This is a genomic window from Enterobacter cloacae complex sp. I3, assembly GCF_014896175.1.
Classification (GTDB): Bacteria; Pseudomonadota; Gammaproteobacteria; order Enterobacterales; family Enterobacteriaceae; genus Enterobacter; species Enterobacter bugandensis.
Genome location: NZ_JADBQZ010000025.1, coordinates 18,211 through 32,400 on the forward strand (window position 1 = coordinate 18,211; position 14,190 = coordinate 32,400).

General features: G+C 58.1%; 17 protein-coding genes. 13 read left to right on the forward strand and 4 right to left on the reverse strand.

The window, feature by feature from the left end:
• Positions 1-37 precede the first annotated feature (37 nt).
• Positions 38-1,246 (reverse strand): multidrug efflux MFS transporter MdtH, encoded by a 1,209-nt coding sequence (mdtH, locus tag IM271_RS18395; RefSeq protein ID WP_049000010.1) that lies wholly within the window; start codon positions 1,244-1,246, stop codon positions 38-40.
• Positions 1,247-1,482: 236 nt separating this feature from the next.
• Here mdtH and rimJ point away from each other — a divergent pair, with 236 nt between their 5' ends.
• The 4 genes from rimJ to murJ all read left to right on the forward strand — a co-directional run bounded on the left by rimJ (position 1,483) and on the right by murJ (position 5,315).
• Positions 1,483-2,067 (forward strand): ribosomal protein S5-alanine N-acetyltransferase, encoded by a 585-nt coding sequence (gene rimJ / locus IM271_RS18400; RefSeq protein ID WP_013097146.1) that lies wholly within the window; start codon positions 1,483-1,485, stop codon positions 2,065-2,067.
• A 9-nt stretch (positions 2,068-2,076) separates the two neighbouring features.
• Positions 2,077-2,724 (forward strand): YceH family protein, encoded by a 648-nt coding sequence (locus IM271_RS18405; RefSeq protein ID WP_193052980.1) that lies wholly within the window; start codon positions 2,077-2,079, stop codon positions 2,722-2,724.
• 2 nt (positions 2,725-2,726) lie between these two features.
• The gene (locus IM271_RS18410) at positions 2,727-3,650 is read left to right on the forward strand and encodes a Gfo/Idh/MocA family protein (protein WP_047368281.1); all 924 of its coding nucleotides are present in this window, start codon (positions 2,727-2,729) and stop codon (positions 3,648-3,650) included.
• A gap of 129 nt (positions 3,651-3,779) precedes the next feature.
• Complete coding sequence (murJ, locus tag IM271_RS18415; protein WP_028012700.1) at positions 3,780-5,315, forward strand: murein biosynthesis integral membrane protein MurJ; 1,536 nt, start codon at positions 3,780-3,782, stop codon at positions 5,313-5,315.
• Positions 5,316-5,374: 59 nt separating this feature from the next.
• On the opposite strand, the gene flgN is transcribed toward murJ, so the two are convergent.
• The 3 genes from flgN to flgA all read right to left on the reverse strand — a co-directional run bounded on the left by flgN (position 5,375) and on the right by flgA (position 6,851).
• Entirely contained in the window at positions 5,375-5,800 is a 426-nt protein-coding gene (gene flgN / locus IM271_RS18420; RefSeq protein WP_028012701.1) for a flagella biosynthesis chaperone FlgN, read from the reverse strand.
• A gap of 4 nt (positions 5,801-5,804) precedes the next feature.
• Positions 5,805-6,098: a flagellar biosynthesis anti-sigma factor FlgM gene (gene flgM / locus IM271_RS18425; RefSeq protein ID WP_014883360.1), complete on the reverse strand. Its 294-nt coding sequence runs from the start codon at positions 6,096-6,098 to the stop codon at positions 5,805-5,807.
• A gap of 93 nt (positions 6,099-6,191) precedes the next feature.
• Positions 6,192-6,851 (reverse strand): flagellar basal body P-ring formation chaperone FlgA, encoded by a 660-nt coding sequence (gene flgA, locus IM271_RS18430; RefSeq protein ID WP_192985940.1) that lies wholly within the window; start codon positions 6,849-6,851, stop codon positions 6,192-6,194.
• Positions 6,852-7,008: 157 nt separating this feature from the next.
• On the opposite strand from flgA, the gene flgB reads away from it, so the two are divergent.
• Genes flgB through flgJ form a run of 9 tightly spaced genes read left to right on the forward strand, consistent with a single transcriptional unit; the run spans position 7,009 to position 14,173 of the window.
• The gene (gene flgB, locus IM271_RS18435) at positions 7,009-7,425 is read left to right on the forward strand and encodes a flagellar basal body rod protein FlgB (protein ID WP_008500815.1); all 417 of its coding nucleotides are present in this window, start codon (positions 7,009-7,011) and stop codon (positions 7,423-7,425) included.
• A gap of 3 nt (positions 7,426-7,428) precedes the next feature.
• Positions 7,429-7,833, forward strand: coding sequence for a flagellar basal body rod protein FlgC (flgC, locus tag IM271_RS18440; protein WP_013097138.1), 405 nt, complete (start codon positions 7,429-7,431; stop codon positions 7,831-7,833).
• An 11-nt stretch (positions 7,834-7,844) separates the two neighbouring features.
• Positions 7,845-8,555, forward strand: coding sequence for a flagellar hook assembly protein FlgD (flgD, locus tag IM271_RS18445; protein WP_041910524.1), 711 nt, complete (start codon positions 7,845-7,847; stop codon positions 8,553-8,555).
• A 26-nt stretch (positions 8,556-8,581) separates the two neighbouring features.
• Positions 8,582-9,790 (forward strand): flagellar hook protein FlgE, encoded by a 1,209-nt coding sequence (gene flgE / locus IM271_RS18450; RefSeq protein WP_041910523.1) that lies wholly within the window; start codon positions 8,582-8,584, stop codon positions 9,788-9,790.
• Between the two features lie 20 nt (positions 9,791-9,810).
• The gene (locus tag IM271_RS18455; protein ID WP_028012705.1) at positions 9,811-10,566 is read left to right on the forward strand and encodes a flagellar basal body rod protein FlgF; all 756 of its coding nucleotides are present in this window, start codon (positions 9,811-9,813) and stop codon (positions 10,564-10,566) included.
• Between the two features lie 11 nt (positions 10,567-10,577).
• Positions 10,578-11,360 (forward strand): flagellar basal-body rod protein FlgG, encoded by a 783-nt coding sequence (gene flgG, locus IM271_RS18460; protein WP_000625853.1) that lies wholly within the window; start codon positions 10,578-10,580, stop codon positions 11,358-11,360.
• A gap of 57 nt (positions 11,361-11,417) precedes the next feature.
• Positions 11,418-12,116, forward strand: coding sequence for a flagellar basal body L-ring protein FlgH (gene flgH / locus IM271_RS18465; protein ID WP_023311139.1), 699 nt, complete (start codon positions 11,418-11,420; stop codon positions 12,114-12,116).
• 12 nt (positions 12,117-12,128) lie between these two features.
• The gene (locus IM271_RS18470) at positions 12,129-13,220 is read left to right on the forward strand and encodes a flagellar basal body P-ring protein FlgI (RefSeq protein WP_028012706.1); all 1,092 of its coding nucleotides are present in this window, start codon (positions 12,129-12,131) and stop codon (positions 13,218-13,220) included.
• On the forward strand, positions 13,220-14,173 hold the full coding sequence (gene flgJ / locus IM271_RS18475; RefSeq protein WP_041910522.1) for a flagellar assembly peptidoglycan hydrolase FlgJ: 954 nt from the start codon (positions 13,220-13,222) through the stop codon (positions 14,171-14,173). Before IM271_RS18470 ends, flgJ begins: the two co-directional genes overlap by 1 nt.
• Positions 14,174-14,190: the final 17 nt, after the last annotated feature.

Consider the following 14,190-nt stretch of genomic DNA (forward strand, 5'->3'; position numbering starts at 1 on the left):
GAAGTGGGGCGGGAGAGGCTCCCGCCCGAGGGAAAGGCTACGCGCCAGGCTCGAGCATGCCGCTCGCGCTGCGTTTCTGGCTGAACTGCCACCACAGGGCGAGAAGCGTCATGACGCCCACCACGCCGAGCATCATCCAGGGGAGTTCCGGCTGGTTCAGCGCTTTGCCGGCATCGAACAGCCAGCCGCCGCCGGCGTAACCCAGCGCACCGCCAAAGGCCAGACCCAGGCGGCTGAAGCCCATATAGCTGCCGCGCGCACGCGCATCCGCAAGCGAGGCGCTCAGCGTTTCGCGGGCGGGCTCGGCGATGATGGAGCCGATATAGAAGGTGCAGATCAGCGTAAAAAGCTGCTGAAGCGTGTTTACCAGACCGATCGGCATCATGCTCAGCGTCATCAGAAACAGCCCGGCCATCAGGCGATGCTCCAGGCGAAAACGCCGTTCACTCCAGCGGGCAATCGGATAAAGCAGCGTTAATGACAGGCAGGCTTCAATGGCGTACATCCATTTTACGGCAGCAGGCGTGCCCGCAATATCGTTCACCATGATTGGCAGCATCAGCATCACCTGTACGGCCAGCATGTAATAGCCGGTCAGGGTCAACACGTAGGTGACAAAACGCCTGTCGCGCAGGACGCGTCCTAGCCCCTCGCGCACCGGGGCTTTTACCGTCGACAGCTTCCAGGCCGGAAGGTAGAGGCCGTTAAACAGGGCGCACAGAATAAACAGCACCGCCCCGGCCGCGCAAACCAGACGGAAATCGTACTGCAGTAGCCAGCTGCCCAGCAGGGCGCCAACAACCGCCCCGGCGCTGTCCTGCATCATCAGAATGGAGAAGAAGCGGCCGCGGTGCTGAGGACGAATCAGCTTTACCACCAGCGCGGTGCGCGGCGGGTCAAACAGGGTGCCACCGATACCGGAGAGAAAGCAGGAAAACCACAGCAGCCAAGGCTCGTGGGCGATCGCCATCGTGGCAAAGCCTGCCGCGCGGAGCAGCATTCCGGTCACGATCATCGGTTTAGCGCCAAAGCGGTCAGCGATCGCCCCGCCAAAGACGCCCAGACCCTGCTGGACAAACTGACGTAGCCCCAGGGCAATCCCAACCATTAATGCCGCCCAGCCCATTTGATCGACAAAGCGGATCGAGATGAGGGGGAACACGACAAAAAAGCCGAGCACGACCAGCATGTTATCGACGAGCAGGAAATATTTACCCAGGCTCCTGGCCTGTGATACGCGGGACATTTTCCCTCCAGGGAAAATAAGAAGATGAGCACGCTAACATTCTGCGGTGTCGCCGCGTTTTTTCCCACCCCCGGGCGCGACAATATTTTTTTATCAAAACGGTGCTTTGATAGAGAGTTCTCATCGAAAAATGTGAAAAGAGGTCAAAATGGTATGTCACTGTTTTCACAGACGGCACGGGCGCAGGTATAGTAAAGCTAATGGGTAAGCTGAAGTGACGGGAAGGAGTGGTATTGATGTTTGGCTATCGCAGTAATGTGCCAAAAGTGCGTCTGACAACGGACAGGCTGGTCGTTCGTCTTGTGCATGAGCGTGATGCCTGGCGTCTGGCGGATTATTACGCCGAGAATCGCCAGTTTTTAAAACCCTGGGAACCCGTTCGGGATGAGAGCCATTGTTACCCCTCCGGCTGGCAGGCACGCCTCAGCATGATCGCTGAATTTCATAAGCAGGGCAGCGCGTTTTATTTCGCGCTGCTGGATCCAGAAGAGAAAGAGATTATCGGGATCGCCAATTTTTCAAACGTGGTGCGGGGATCGTTTCACGCCTGCTACCTTGGCTATTCCATCGGCCAGAAATGGCAGGGGCAGGGGCTGATGTACGAGGCGTTAACGGTAGCCATCCGCTATATGCAACGCACGCAGCATATCCATCGCATTATGGCGAACTACATGCCGCATAATCAGCGCAGCGGGAATTTGCTGGCGCGTTTAGGGTTTGAGAAAGAGGGTTATGCCAAAGACTATCTGCTGATAGACGGAGAGTGGCGCGACCACGTTCTGACGGCATTAACCACCCGTGACTGGACCGCAGGTCGTTAAGGAGAAAAGATGAAGTATCAGCTAAACGGTACGGAAGCGCGCGTGATTGGGTGCTTACTCGAAAAACAGGTCACCACGCCGGAGCAGTATCCGCTCTCTGTTAACGCCGTGACCATGGCCTGCAACCAGAAGACCAACCGCGAGCCGGTGATGAATCTCAGCGAGCATGAGGTTCAGGACGTGCTGGATGCGCTGGTGAAGCGCCACTATCTGCGCACCGTCAGCGGCTTCGGCAACCGCGTGACCAAATACGAGCAGCGCTTCTGTAACTCCGAATTTGGCGATCTGAAGCTGAACAGCGCGGAAGTGGCGGTTATTACCTCGCTGCTGCTGCGCGGGGCGCAAACGCCGGGGGAACTGCGAACGCGCGCTTCCCGAATGCATGAGTTCAGCGACATGCAGGAAGTCGAACAGACCCTGGAAGGGCTGGCCGCGCGTGAGGATGGCCCTTTCGTGGTGCGCCTGGCGCGCGAGCCGGGTAAACGTGAGAGCCGCTACATGCATCTCTTCAGCGGCGACGTTGACGCCGCAAGCGCGGCGACGGAATCGAGCCCTGCAACCCGTGACGACCTTGCCGCGCGCGTAGAGGCGCTGGAAGACGAGGTGGCCGGGCTGAAACAGCGTCTGGATGCACTGCTGGCACATTTGGGAGACTAACGGTGAAAAAATTACGCATTGGCGTGGTGGGGCTGGGCGGTATTGCGCAGAAAGCCTGGCTGCCCGTATTGGGCGCTGCGTCTGACTGGACGCTGCAAGGGGCATGGTCACCCACCCGAGAAAAGGCAGAACGTATCTGTGAAACCTGGCGTATCCCGTATGCGGCATCGCTCCAGGATCTGGCCCGCGAGTGCGATGCGGTCTTTGTGCATACCTCAACGGCAACCCACTATCAGGTGGTGAGCGAGTTGCTCAATGCGGGGGTTCACGTCTGCGTGGATAAACCGCTGGCGGAAAATGTTCAGGACGCTGAACGGCTGATTGAGCTGGCGGCACGTAAAAAACTGACGCTGATGGTCGGTTTCAACCGCCGCTTCGCGCCGCTTTACCAGCAGCTGAAGGCGCAGTCCGGCAATATGGCCTCGCTGCGCATGGATAAGCACCGCACCGACAGCGTGGGGCCGAACGATCTGCGCTTTACCCTTCTCGATGACTACCTCCACGTGGTGGACACCGCGCTGTGGCTGACTAACGGCGAAGCGCTGCTGAAAAGCGGCACTCTTGTCACCAACGAACAGGGGCAGATGGTGTATGCGGAACACCATTTTGCCGTTGAGCATCTTCAGGTCACCACCAGCATGCACCGCCGCGCGGGCAGCCAGCGGGAATCCGTGCAGGCGGTAACCGACGGCGCGCTGTACGACGTTACCGACATGCGTGAATGGCGGGAAGAGAAGGGCGGCGGCGTGGTGATGCAGCCGGTCCCCGGCTGGCAAAGCACTCTGGAGCAACGAGGTTTCGCTGGATGTGCCCGCCACTTTATCACCTGCGTGCAAAATCAGACGGTTCCTGAAACGTCCGGCGAGCAGGCCATTCTGGCTCAGCGCATTGTGGAACGGCTCTGGCGCGAGGCCATGAGTGAATAACTCGCTGTAACATCTGCGGATAGTAATTCGTTGAAATCGGGTTAGACTAAGCGCCGCTTGTTGGCTTTGCCGGGTGGCGCTTGTGCGTTCCCGGTCTATAAATCCGTATGGTTCTGGAAATTCACGTTAATGAACTTATTAAAATCGCTGGCGGCCGTCAGCTCGATGACCATGTTCTCTCGCGTTCTCGGTTTTGCGCGCGATGCCATTGTGGCAAGGGTCTTTGGTGCAGGGATGGCAACGGACGCCTTTTTCGTGGCGTTCAAGCTGCCGAACCTGCTGCGTCGCATTTTTGCTGAAGGGGCGTTCTCCCAGGCGTTTGTGCCCATTTTGGCGGAATATAAAAGCAAGCAGGGTGAAGACGCGACGCGCGTGTTTGTCTCTTATGTCTCCGGGTTGCTGACGCTGGCGCTGGCCGTGGTGACGGTAGTCGGTATGCTGGCCGCGCCCTGGGTCATTATGGTGACCGCGCCCGGCTTTGCCGACACGGCGGATAAATTTGCCCTGACCTCGCAGCTTCTGCGCATTACCTTCCCCTATATTCTGCTGATCTCGCTGGCCTCGCTGGTGGGGGCTATCCTGAACACCTGGAACCGCTTCTCCGTTCCGGCGTTTGCGCCGACGTTTCTCAACGTCAGCATGATCGGTTTTGCGCTGTTCGCCGCGCCGCACTTCAACCCGCCGGTGCTGGCGCTGGCCTGGGCGGTCACCGTGGGCGGCGTGCTGCAGCTGGCGTATCAGCTGCCGCATCTGAAGAAAATCGGCATGCTGGTGCTGCCGCGCATCAACCTCAAAGATGCCGGAGCGATGCGCGTTATCAAGCAGATGGGGCCCGCCATTCTTGGCGTCTCCGTCAGCCAGATCTCGCTTATCATCAACACCATTTTTGCCTCTTTCCTGGTGTCGGGTTCTGTCTCGTGGATGTACTACGCTGACCGCCTGATGGAGTTCCCGTCCGGCGTGCTGGGCGTGGCGCTGGGGACCATCCTGCTGCCGTCGCTGTCGAAAAGCTTTGCCAGCGGCAACCATGACGAATACTGCCGCCTGATGGACTGGGGCCTGCGTCTCTGCTTCCTGCTGGCCCTGCCAAGCGCGGTAGCGCTGGGGATCCTCGCCAAGCCGCTGACGGTGTCGCTGTTCCAGTACGGGAAATTCACCGCGTTTGACGCCGCGATGACCCAGCGCGCGCTGGTCGCTTACTCGGTGGGATTGATGGGGCTGATTGTCGTCAAAGTGCTGGCGCCGGGGTTCTATTCGCGTCAAGACATTAAAACGCCGGTGAAAATTGCCATTGTGACGCTGATTATGACGCAGCTGATGAACCTGGCATTTATCGGCCCGCTGAAGCATGCCGGCTTGTCGCTTTCTATTGGTCTGGCGGCCTGTCTGAATGCCGGGCTGCTTTACTGGCAGCTGCGCAAGCAGGATATCTTTACGCCGCAGCCGGGGTGGGCAAGTTTCCTCGTGCGTTTGGTCGTGGCGGTGCTGGTGATGTCTGCGGCACTCATCGGGATGATGTACGTCATGCCGGAGTGGTCTCTGGGTACGATGCCTTATCGTCTGATGCGGCTGATGGCCGTGGTGGGCGTTGGGGTGGTAGCGTATTTTGCCACGCTCGCCGTGCTGGGCTTCAAAGTGAAAGAGTTTACCCGCCGGACGGCATAAACGCCAAAAGGGGAGTTCACCTCAGGGTGCTCCCCATTGCATGATTTGTCGCTTACGCGTCAAATCGAAATCTTTTTTACACCCGCAATACGTGCCGTCGCCGTCTGACCATCCGCGCCGTACAGTCCGGTTTCTTTATGCGGCTTCAGCACCTCAAGCGCCTGCTGATTACGCTCTATCTGGCCTTCAAGCAGCCAGCCGTTATGCTGGTTGAGATCGCGAAGATGCTGGGTTTTTTCGGTAATGGTCTGCCAGCGCTCGGCAATATCGTCATTGGCGCTGCGCTTCGAGTCCTGCTCGGCGCGGCGCTGCTGCTCCAGATAATCCAGCGTGGCCAGCAGCGAACTCTTATCTTCAGTAATACGCTGCAGCGCGCTGCCGTTAATGTGACCGGAAGAGAGATGCTGTTGTTCAGCATCCATTACCGTTTTCAGGTCGTTCAGGACAACCGTCATTTGATCCAGTATTTCTGACAGTCGACTCATACGGTTAGTTACTCTGTAAGAAACTCTGTGCTTCCTGAATCAGGGCATCAGCGATTTTGCTGGTGTCCATTTTCAGCTCACCGTTGCGAATAGCCGTTTTCAGCGCTTCAACACGTTCCATATTGATATCGTTGCTGCCTGGCTGCATCAGTTTTGCCTGGGCATCGCTCAGGGTCACGCTGGTGCTGTTAGACGTTGACGGTTTTTCCAGACGCGTTTTCTGAGGGGTAGCGTCGTTCGTTTCGCGAGGCTGTACAGCGCTTACCGGCTTCAGGGCTGATGTACGATCAATGCTCATAGTGTTGTCCTCATCGAGGGTTCGCGGCGTTTGCGCCTGACATCATCATTAGTGGAATATTTATCGGCACGCGCCGCGAAATCTTTAAAAAGATTATAGGTTAATCAGAATATTCCCATCAGAATCGACGGTTCCGCTCACCACCTGGCCTGAGGACATTCTGACGCGGGCGTTTTGCGCTACCGCGGCATTGTTTAAAGCTTTCCCTTCACTGTTGATGCTAAAGCCGTCTCCGTTGGCAACGACCATCACCTGCTGTCCAGCTTTGACACGCCACGCCTGGCGCAGCATGGAGAGCTGAATCGGCTGGCCCGGCGCGACATCGCGCAGGCTGACGGCGTCCTGTGCCTGGTTAATGTCCAGCATTGTCCGCGGCGGGAGCTGATCCAGACGCCCGCGCTTTAACGTCACGCTGTTTGCCTGCAGCGCGCTGCCACGCACAATGGGGACGGCGGCGACAACATAATTGCCCGTCGCCTGAACTGCAACCTGTAAATAGCGTTTTTCGTTGGCGCAGCGTGCCAGGACGTTCACATTGCCCCACAGCTTCGTGGTCCCCGTCACGCTGAATGACGGTTGCTCGCAGGTCGGATACAGATTCGGCGGCGTGCGGATGGTCACGTTAACGTCATCGCTAAATCCCGCCAGCTTCTGGGCAAAAAAATTCGTCAGCGCATCCTGTAAATCCCCGGCACTCACCAGAGGGCTAAACAGCAAGAAGGTTGCCATCAGGCCACGTTTTAACGTTTGCATCGCAAGTTCCACCGTTTCCAGAGTTGGATGAATTCTACCTGCAGTGGTTTTGCATCAACGGAATAAATAGCGACGCATTTTGTGCTTATTCCGTCGATAGGGGAGACCGGGTGAGATTTAAGCTGTGAACTGAAATTTTGCCATCAGCGGAGGAGACATGCTCGATAAACTCGACGCCGCGTTACGTTTTCAGCAGGAAGCGCTCAATTTACGCGCCCAGCGGCAGGAGATTTTAGCCGCCAACATCGCTAACGCCGATACGCCCGGGTATCAGGCGCGCGATATTGATTTTTCCAGTGAGCTCAAAAAGGTGATGGAGCGTGGACGTGCCGAAGGAACCGGTGTTGCACTCGCCATGACATCCTCTCGCCATATTCCCGCTCAGGCGATGACCGCGCCAGCGACCGATTTACTTTATCGCATCCCTGACCAGCCTTCACTCGACGGTAACACCGTGGATATGGACCGGGAGCGTACGCAGTTTGCCGATAACAGCCTGAAATACCAGACGGGCCTGACCGTACTCGGCGGACAAATCAAAGGCATGATGAACGTCCTGCAGGGGGGCAACTGATAAATGGCCTTGCTGAATATTTTTGATATCGCCGGCTCGGCGTTAACCGCCCAGTCCAAACGTCTGAACGTGGCCGCCAGTAACCTGGCGAACGCCGACAGCGTGACCGGACCTGACGGACAGCCTTATCGTGCCAAACAGGTTGTGTTTCAGGTCGACGCTGCGCCAGGCGCGGCGACGGGCGGCGTGAAGGTGTCTGACGTGGTTGAGAGCCAGGCGCCGGACAAGCTGGTGTATGAGCCAGGTAACCCGCTCGCGGACGCTAACGGATACGTGAAGATGCCAAACGTGGATGTGGTAGGCGAGATGGTGAACTCCATGTCGGCGTCCCGTAGCTACCAGGCGAACGTCGAAGTGCTTAATACCGTGAAGAGCATGATGCTCAAAACACTCACTCTCGGCCAGTAAAGGAGACATGCATGTCCATCGCCGTAAATGTGAATGATCCGACGAACACGGGTGTTAACAACACCAAAAGTTCGACAAGCTCCAGCTCCCTGACGGGAAGCAATGCCTCCGATTTGCAGAGCAGTTTTCTGACGCTGCTGGTGGCGCAGCTTAAGAACCAGGATCCGACTAACCCAATGCAGAACAACGAACTGACCACGCAGCTTGCGCAGATCAGTACCGTGAGCGGCATTGAGAAACTGAACACCACCCTCGGTTCCGTCTCCGGTCAGATTAACAGCGCTCAGTCCCTGCAGGCGGCAAGCCTGATTGGTCACGGGGTGATGATCCCGGGGACCACGATCCTGGCGGGCACCAGCACCACCGACGGTACATCGACCACCACCACTACGCCGTTCGGCGTTGAATTGCAGCAGGCGGCTGACAAAGTGACGGCGACGATCACCGACTCAACCGGCGCCGTGGTTCGCACCATCGACATCGGCGAGCTGAAAGCGGGCGTTCACACCTTTACCTGGGACGGCAGCCTGACCGACGGCACGAAAGCACCAAATGGCTCCTACAAAGTCGCGATTAGCGCCAGCAACGGGACGACCCAGCTGGTGGCGCAGCCGCTGCAGTTCGCGCTGGTTCAGGGCGTGATTAAAGGGGGCGACGGCAACAAACTGGATTTGGGTACCTCTGGTACCACCACACTCGACGAAGTTCGGCAGATTATCTAAGCCTTAACACTTATCAGGAGTAAGTCATGGCCTTTTCTCAAGCGGTCAGCGGCCTGAATGCTGCGGCCACCAACCTGGACGTCATTGGCAACAACATCGCCAACTCCGCGACCTATGGTTTCAAATCCGGTTCTGCGTCTTTTGCAGATATGTTTGCCGGTTCCAAAGTGGGTCTGGGCGTAAAAGTTGCGGGCATCACTCAGGACTTTACCGACGGTACCACCACCAACACCGGTCGTGGCCTGGACGTTGCCATCAGCCAGAACGGTTTCTTCCGTATGGTCGATGCAAACGGCTCGGTGTTCTACAGCCGTAACGGCCAGTTCAAGCTGGACGAAAACCGTAACCTGGTGAACATGCAGGGGATGCAATTAACGGGATATCCGGTTGCCGGAACGCCATCAACGGTTCAGACCGGTGCGAATCCGCAGGCGATTAATATCCCGACCACGCTGATGGCCGCAAAGTCCACCACCACGGCTTCCCAGCAGATTAACCTCAACTCCACCGATGCCGCACCAACTGCCGCCTTCGATCCGGCCAACCCGGATACCTACAACAAAAAAGGTACGGTAACCGTCTTTGATAGCCAGGGTAATGCGCACAACATGAACCTGTTTTACGTCAAAGATGCGACCCCGGCTAACTCCTGGAAAGTGTATGCCCAGGACGGCAGCGTGGCAGGCAGCGCGGCGGCAGTGGCCACGACGTTGACCTTCGATAATAACGGTACGTTGATCGGGGGTGGAAACATCAACATCACTACCGCGACTATCCCAGGTGCGGACCCGGCGACCTTCGCGATGAGTTTTGCTAACTCCATGCAGCAGAACACCGGTGCAAACAATATCGTGGCGACCAACCAGAACGGCTTCAAGCCGGGCGACCTGGTCAGCTATCAGATTAACGATGACGGCACCGTCGTCGGGAACTACTCCAACGAGCAGACTCAGGTGCTGGGCCAGATCGTGCTGGCAAACTTCGCCAACAACGAAGGTCTGAAGTCCGAAGGGGATAACGTCTGGTCTGCCACGCAGTCTTCCGGTGTTGCCCTGCTGGGCACCGCGGGCTCCGGTAACTTCGGCACGCTGACCAACGGCGCGCTGGAAGCCTCTAACGTGGACCTGAGTAAAGAACTGGTGAACATGATTGTCGCGCAGCGTAACTATCAGTCGAATGCGCAGACCATCAAGACCCAGGATCAGATCCTCAACACGCTGGTTAACCTGCGTTAAGCGGCTAACAGGAAAGCGCAATGGATCACGCAATATATACCGCGATGGGCGCGGCAAGTCAGACGCTCAGCCAGCAGGCCGTTACCGCCAGCAACCTGGCAAACGCCTCTACGCCGGGCTTTCGCGCGCAGCTGAATGCGCTGCGCGCGGTGCCGGTAGAAGGGCTCTCTCTGCCGACCCGTACGCTGGTGGCGGCATCCACCCCGGGTGCAGACATGACGCCAGGGCAGATGGATTACACCTCACGCCCGCTGGACGTTGCTCTGCAGCAGGACGGCTGGCTGGCGGTGCAAACGGCGGACGGTGGCGAAGGCTATACCCGTAACGGGAATATCCAGGTCAGCGCGACCGGCCAGCTGACGATTCAGGGGCATCCGGTGATGGGTGAAGCGGGCCCGCTGACCGTGCCGGAAGGCTCTGAGCTGACCATCGCCGCGGACGGCACCATCTCGGCGCTGAACCCGGGCGATCCGGCCAACACCGTTGCCCCCGTCGGGCGTCTGAAGCTGGTCAAAGCGGAAGGCAAAGAGGTGCAGCGCGGCGACGACGGCATGTTCCGTCTGACCCAGGCAGCTCAGGCTACCCGTGGTGCCACTTTACAGGCCGATCCGAGCATCCGCGTGATGTCCGGCGTTCTGGAAGGCAGCAACGTTAAGCCGGTAGCCGCTATGAGCGACATGATCGCCAGCGCCCGTCGTTTTGAAATGCAGATGAAAATTATCAGCAGCGTGGACGAAAACGCGGGCAAGGCTAACCAACTTCTGTCGATGAGTTAACAGGACTCTTTATGATCAGTTCTTTATGGATCGCGAAAACTGGCCTGGACGCGCAGCAAACCAACATGGATGTGATTGCCAACAACCTGGCAAACGTGAGCACCAATGGTTTCAAGCGTCAGCGCGCCGTTTTCGAAGATTTGCTTTATCAAACTATCCGCCAGCCGGGCGCGCAGTCTTCTGAACAGACGACGCTGCCGTCAGGCCTGCAGATCGGTACCGGCGTTCGCCCGGTGGCGACCGAGCGTCTGCACAGCCAGGGCAACCTGTCTCAGACCAACAACAGCAAAGACGTGGCGATCAAAGGCCAGGGCTTCTTCCAGGTGCAGCTGCCTGACGGGACCTCTGCCTACACCCGTGACGGTTCCTTCCAGGTCGATCAGAACGGTCAGCTGGTGACGGCGGGCGGTTTCCAGGTTCAGCCTGCGATCACCATTCCGGCGAACGCCCTGAGCATTACCATCGGCCGCGACGGCATCGTGAGCGTGACCCAGCAGGGGCAGGCCGCGCCGGTCCAGGTCGGACAGCTCAACCTGACCACCTTCATGAACGATACCGGTCTGGAAAGCATTGGTGAGAACCTCTACACCGAAACGCAATCCTCCGGTACGCCAAATGAAAGTACGCCAGGCCTGAACGGTGCCGGTCTGCTGTATCAGGGGTATGTCGAAACCTCCAACGTGAACGTGGCGGAAGAGCTGGTGAATATGATCCAGGTCCAGCGCGCGTATGAAATTAACAGTAAAGCAGTCTCGACGACCGATCAGATGCTGCAGAAACTGACGCAACTCTAAGGTGTAGCCCGGTGCGGTAAACCCCGCACCGGCTCCCTGTTTTCGAAGATGAAGGCAATGCAAAAAAACGCGGCGTTTCGTTATCCGATACTGACTGTTCTGGCCGTCACCCTCAGCGGGTGCGCTTTGATCCCGTCTAAACCATTGGTCCAGGGTGCGACGACTGCCCAACCCGTTCCTGGCCCTGCGCCAGTTGTAAACGGCTCCATTTTCCAGACCGCGCAGCCGATTAACTACGGCTATCAGCCGCTGTTTGAAGATCGCCGCCCGCGTAATGTAGGCGATACATTGACCATTGTGCTGCAGGAAAACGTCAGCGCGAGCAAGAGCTCGTCGGCGAACGCCAGCCGCGATGGCAAAACCAATTTTGGCTTTGACACCGTTCCACGCTATCTGCAGGGCCTGTTCGGCAATGCCCGTGCGGATGTTGAGGCCTCCGGCGGCAACACCTTTAACGGTAAAGGTGGTGCGAACGCCAGCAACACCTTCAGCGGTACGCTGACGGTCACGGTTGACCAGGTGTTGGTTAACGGCAATTTACACGTCGTGGGTGAAAAACAGATCGCCATTAACCAGGGCACTGAATTCATTCGCTTCTCGGGCGTGGTGAATCCACGCACCATCAGCGGCACCAACACCGTTCCGTCCACCCAGGTGGCGGATGCGCGCATTGAGTACGTCGGCAACGGCTACATTAATGAAGCGCAGAATATGGGTTGGCTGCAGCGCTTCTTCCTTAATTTATCGCCGATGTAAGCGAGGTGACCCATGTTTAAATCGATCTTCGCCGCGGCGCTGGTTCTTGTCGCAACGTTTGCCCAGGCCGATCGCATTCGCGATCTCACCAGCGTTCAGGGCGTCCGCGGGAACTCGCTGATTGGCTATGGCCTGGTGGTGGGGCTGGACGGTACCGGTGACCAGACGACCCAGACGCCGTTTACCACCCAAAGCTTAAACAACATGCTTTCCCAGCTCGGCATTACCGTGCCGGCGGGAACCAACATGCAGCTAAAAAACGTGGCCGCGGTTATGGTCACTGCCTCCTACCCGGCGTTTGCGCGCCAGGGGCAGACCATTGACGTGGTGGTCTCCTCAATGGGTAACGCCAAAAGCCTGCGCGGCGGTACGCTGCTGATGACCCCGCTGAAAGGCGTCGACAGCCAGGTCTACGCGCTGGCGCAGGGGAACATCCTGGTCGGCGGGGCAGGCGCATCCGCTGGTGGAAGCAGCGTCCAGGTGAACCAGCTGAACGGCGGGCGCATCACCAACGGTGCGATCATCGAGCGTGAACTGCCGACCCAGTTTGGTGCGGGCAACACCATCAACCTGCAGCTGAATAATGAAGACTTCACGATGGCGCAGCAGATTGCCGACACCATCAACCGCAGCTATGGCAATGCCACGGCACTGGATGCGCGTACCGTGCAGATCCGCACTTCTACCGGCAGCAGCAACCAGGTGCGCATGCTGGCGGATATCCAGAATCTGGAAGTGAACGTGCCGGTGCAGGATGCCAAAGTGATCATCAACTCCCGTACGGGCTCCGTGGTGATGAACCGGGAAGTGTCGCTGGATAGCTGTGCCGTGGCGCAGGGTAACCTCTCGGTGACGGTTAACCGTTCCGCCAACGTCAGCCAGCCGGATACACCATTTGGTGGCGGTCAGACGGTAGTGACGCCGCAAACGCAGATTGATTTACGCCAGAGCGGCGGTTCCCTGCAGAGCGTGCGCTCCAGCGCCAACCTGAACAGCGTGGTGCGTGCCCTGAACGCCCTGGGCGCGACGCCGATGGATCTGATGTCCATTCTGCAATCGATGCAAAGCGCGGGCTGCCTGCGCGCCAAACTGGAAATCATCTGATGCTGACCGATAGCAAACTGTTGACCAGTGCCGCCTGGGACGCCCAGTCGCTCAACGAACTGAAAGCCAAAGCAGGTAAAGACCCGGCGGCGAATATCCGCCCGGTTGCTCGCCAGGTGGAAGGGATGTTTGTACAGATGATGCTGAAAAGCATGCGTGAAACCCTGCCGAAAGACGGGATGTTCAGCAGCGATTCAACGCGTCTTTATACCAGCATGTACGACCAGCAGATTGCGCAGCAGATGACCGCCGGTAAAGGCCTCGGTCTGGCTGACATGATTGTCAAACAGACCGCTGCCGCACAGGGTGTTCAGCCAGAAGAGCAGCCGCCGCAGGTGCCGATGAAGTTCGACCTCGAAACGGTGACCAGTTATCAGAACCAGGCGCTGACGCAGATGGTGCGTAAAGCGATACCGAAGGCAACGGGCAGCGGCGACGAGGCGCTCTCCGGTGACAGCAAAGACTTCCTGGCGCAGCTTTCTCTGCCGGCACGGCTTGCCAGTGAACAGAGCGGCGTGCCTCATCACCTGATTCTGGCCCAGGCCGCGCTGGAGTCGGGCTGGGGCCAGCGCCAGATCCGCAAGGAAAACGGCGACCCGAGCTTCAACATCTTCGGCGTGAAGGCCACCTCCAGCTGGAAGGGGCCGACCACCGAGATCACGACTACGGAATACGAGAACGGCGCGGCGGTGAAGGTGAAAGCCAAATTCCGCGTCTACAGCTCGTATCTGGAAGCCTTATCCGATTATGTAGGCCTGCTGAGCCGAAATCCGCGTTATACCGCCGTTACGCAGGCGGCAACGGCGGAGCAGGGCGCTCAGGCCCTGCAAAACGCGGGCTACGCGACCGACCCGAACTACGCGCGCAAGCTTACCAGCATGATCCAGCAGCTGAAATCCATGGGCGAGAAGGTCAGCAAAGCCTATAGCACAGATATCGAAAATCTGTTCTGAAAGTTCTCAAGTCCCGG

What these genes read in the sequence shown, in the direction of transcription:
- flgC (WP_013097138.1), top strand. Translation starts at nt 7,429, where the DNA reads ATGGCCTTGCTGAATATTTTTGATATCGCCGGCTCGGCGTTAACCGCC.
- flgM (WP_014883360.1), bottom strand. Translation starts at nt 6,098, where the DNA reads ATGAGCATTGATCGTACATCAGCCCTGAAGCCGGTAAGCGCTGTACAG.
- IM271_RS18405 (WP_193052980.1), top strand. Translation starts at nt 2,077, where the DNA reads ATGAAGTATCAGCTAAACGGTACGGAAGCGCGCGTGATTGGGTGCTTA.
- mdtH (WP_049000010.1), bottom strand. Translation starts at nt 1,246, where the DNA reads ATGTCCCGCGTATCACAGGCCAGGAGCCTGGGTAAATATTTCCTGCTC.
- murJ (WP_028012700.1), top strand. Translation starts at nt 3,780, where the DNA reads ATGAACTTATTAAAATCGCTGGCGGCCGTCAGCTCGATGACCATGTTC.
- IM271_RS18470 (WP_028012706.1), top strand. Translation starts at nt 12,129, where the DNA reads ATGTTTAAATCGATCTTCGCCGCGGCGCTGGTTCTTGTCGCAACGTTT.
- flgD (WP_041910524.1), top strand. Translation starts at nt 7,845, where the DNA reads ATGTCCATCGCCGTAAATGTGAATGATCCGACGAACACGGGTGTTAAC.
- flgE (WP_041910523.1), top strand. Translation starts at nt 8,582, where the DNA reads ATGGCCTTTTCTCAAGCGGTCAGCGGCCTGAATGCTGCGGCCACCAAC.
- flgH (WP_023311139.1), top strand. Translation starts at nt 11,418, where the DNA reads ATGCAAAAAAACGCGGCGTTTCGTTATCCGATACTGACTGTTCTGGCC.
- rimJ (WP_013097146.1), top strand. Translation starts at nt 1,483, where the DNA reads ATGTTTGGCTATCGCAGTAATGTGCCAAAAGTGCGTCTGACAACGGAC.
- flgG (WP_000625853.1), top strand. Translation starts at nt 10,578, where the DNA reads ATGATCAGTTCTTTATGGATCGCGAAAACTGGCCTGGACGCGCAGCAA.
- IM271_RS18455 (WP_028012705.1), top strand. Translation starts at nt 9,811, where the DNA reads ATGGATCACGCAATATATACCGCGATGGGCGCGGCAAGTCAGACGCTC.
- flgJ (WP_041910522.1), top strand. Translation starts at nt 13,220, where the DNA reads ATGCTGACCGATAGCAAACTGTTGACCAGTGCCGCCTGGGACGCCCAG.
- flgN (WP_028012701.1), bottom strand. Translation starts at nt 5,800, where the DNA reads ATGAGTCGACTGTCAGAAATACTGGATCAAATGACGGTTGTCCTGAAC.
- flgA (WP_192985940.1), bottom strand. Translation starts at nt 6,851, where the DNA reads ATGCAAACGTTAAAACGTGGCCTGATGGCAACCTTCTTGCTGTTTAGC.
- flgB (WP_008500815.1), top strand. Translation starts at nt 7,009, where the DNA reads ATGCTCGATAAACTCGACGCCGCGTTACGTTTTCAGCAGGAAGCGCTC.